The organism is Rhodococcus sp. EPR-157 (assembly GCF_001647195.1).
Lineage (GTDB): Bacteria > Actinomycetota > Actinomycetes > Mycobacteriales > Mycobacteriaceae > Rhodococcoides.
In genome coordinates, this window is record NZ_LVCV01000611.1 from 1 (window position 1) to 2,729 (window position 2,729).

The 2,729-nt window shown below is 64.5% G+C and carries 3 protein-coding genes; all 3 read left to right on the plus strand.

Features of this window, described 5'->3' with window-relative positions:
• Positions 1-383 (plus strand): TlpA disulfide reductase family protein (locus A2J03_RS26455; RefSeq protein ID WP_156520600.1); only part of this gene is annotated, 383 nt, incomplete at its 5' end.
• A complete protein-coding gene (locus tag A2J03_RS26460) occupies positions 380-1,201 on the plus strand; it encodes a cytochrome c biogenesis CcdA family protein (RefSeq protein WP_068380249.1) in 822 nt (273 codons plus the stop codon). The genes A2J03_RS26455 and A2J03_RS26460, both read left to right, overlap by 4 nt.
• Before the next feature lie 8 nt (positions 1,202-1,209).
• Positions 1,210-2,729 (plus strand): cytochrome c biogenesis protein ResB (resB, locus tag A2J03_RS26465; RefSeq protein WP_068380251.1); only part of this gene is annotated, 1,520 nt, incomplete at its 3' end.

Sequence of the window (2,729 nt, forward strand, 5' to 3'; positions counted from 1 at the left end):
CCGACTACCAGGGCCAGGTGGTCGTGCTGAACGTCTGGGGCCAGTGGTGCGGACCGTGTCGCGGCGAAGCCGACGATCTGGAGGAGGTCTTCGTCAACACTCAGGATCTCGGCGTCCAGTTCCTCGGCATCAACGTGCGCGACGCTGCCCAGGACAAGGCGCAGGACTTCGTGATCGACAACAAGGTGACGTACCCGTCGATCTACGACCCGCCCATGCGCACGCTCACCGCGCTCGGCGGCATCCCCACGTCGGTCGTCCCGACGACCATCGTTCTCGACAAGCAACACCGCGTCGCAGCGGTGTTCCTGCGTGAACTCCTCACCGAGGACCTGCAACCCGTCGTCGAACGGATAGCGGGCGAGGAGCCCGATCAGCAGTGAGCCACCAGTTGTATGCGGCAGGTATAGGCGAGACGTTCCAGACGACGGCTGCGACGGGTCCGCTGATTCTTGCGTTCGGCGTCTGCATCCTCGCCGGGCTCGTCTCGTTCGCGTCGCCGTGCGTCGTCCCGCTCGTGCCCGGCTATCTGTCGTACCTGGCCGGCGTCGTCGGCGCCGACGCTCCAGCAGTGACGGCGTCCGAAGCGGCGACGACGAAGGTCAGGGCATCCGCCAGGCTGCGGGTCGCGGGTGCAGCCGGACTGTTCGTTCTGGGCTTCACCGTCGTGTTCGTGCTGGCCACCGCGACCGTGTTCGGTGCGATTTCGGCCCTGTCGGTCAACCGTGAACTGCTGATGCGCATCGGCGGAGTCATCACCATCGCAATGGGATTGGTGTTCATCGGACTCGTTCCGGCGCTGCAGCGCGACGTTCGGTTCGAGCCTCGACGGGTGAGCAGTCTGCTCGGTGCGCCGCTGCTCGGCGGCGTGTTCGCGCTCGGATGGACCCCGTGCCTCGGCCCGACACTCGCCAGCGTCATCTCGCTCGCGGCGGGCACCGAGGGCGCGACGGCAGCGCGCGGTGTCGCGCTGATCATCGCGTACTGCCTCGGCCTCGGGCTTCCGTTCGTGATCCTCGCGTTCGGTTCGGTGAGTGCCCTACGCGGAGTCGGCTGGCTCCGCACCCATGCACGACAGATACAGGTGTTCGGCGGAATCATGTTGATAGCAGTAGGAATTGCACTCGTCACGGGTGCCTGGGACGTGTTCGTGAGCTGGATCCGCGATGCCTTCGTATCCGATGTGGTGCTCCCGATATGAGTGGCGATATGACGGATCTCGATACCCGACCTTCCGCTGTCCCACCGCGACAGTCCGGCCTCGGGCGCGGCGTCGCCCTGGTGCGGAATACGTGGCGGTCGCTCACGAGTATGCGAACCGCGCTGGTGCTGCTGTTCCTCCTGGCGTTCGCTGCGATTCCCGGGGCGTTGGTACCGCAGCGAAGTCTCAACTCCGGCAAGGTCGACGAATACATCGCGGCCCGGCCGACCCTCGGACCGCTGATGGACAAGCTCGAGCTGTTCGACGTCTTCTCCAGTTTCTGGTTCACCGCGATCTACGCTCTCCTGTTCGTCTCACTCATCGGCTGCATCGTGCCGAGGTGTATCGAGCACGGGAAAGCGCTGCGCACCAAGCCTGTTCCGACGCCTCGCAACCTCGCGAGGCTCCCGCACCACCGTGAGTACACCGTCGACGACACCGCCGAGGAGACCGCGGCCAAGGTGAAGTCACAGCTGCGCGGCTGGAGGGTGGCAGTTCGCGGTTCGGGTGAGGAAGTGACGCTCTCGGCCGAGAAGGGATACTTCCGCGAGTTCGGCAACCTCGTCTTCCATCTTTCGCTCGTCGGGCTGCTCGCCGCGATCGCGCTGGGCAAACTCCTCGGCTACGAGGGCAACGTCATCGTCATCGCGAACGACGGACCCGGTATCTGCAGTACGACTCCGGCGATCTACGACAGCTTCCGTGCCGGTCAGCTGGTCGACGGCACCGGCTTGGAACCGCTGTGTATTCGAGTCAAGGACTTCAAGGCCGACTACCTCGAGAACGGCCAGGCCGAGATGTTCACCTCGAACATCGAATATCAGGCCGAGGACGATCTGGCGAACAACGTCTGGCGAGAGGACGTCCTTCAGGTCAACCACCCACTACGAGTGGCAGGGGACAGGGTCTACCTGCAGGGGCATGGCTACGCGCCGACCTTCACGGTCACGTTCCCGAACGGTGAGACCCGCACCGAGACCGTCCAGTGGCAGCCGACCGACGCCACCACCTTTCTGTCCAGCGGCGTGCTGCGGATCGACCCACCCGGTGGTCTCTACCCGGAGGCGACGGAACGTAGACAGAACCAGATCGCGATCGAAGGGCTGTTCGCGCCGACGGCGTCCTTCCACGGCAACCTGCTGTCGTCGAGCTACCCGGCGATGACCGATCCAGCCGTCGCGATCGATATCTATCGCGGTGACACCGGCCTCGACACCGGATACCCACAGTCGTTGTTCTCCTTGAACCAGGAGATGATCAACCAGGGCAGACTCGTCAAACAGGACCGTGTCAACCTGATGCCGGGGGAGAGTTCGACGCTGTCCGACGGCACCAACGTCCGATTCGACGGTGCCGAGGAGTTCGTCAACCTGCAGGTCTCGCACGACCCGGCTCAGACGTGGGTGCTGGTGTTCGCGCTGACGATGATGGGTGGACTGCTGGTGTCCCTGGTGATCAAGCGTCGCCGAGTGTGGGTCCGACTGCGCACCGATTCGGACACACGACGTACTGTAGTAGAACTCGGTGG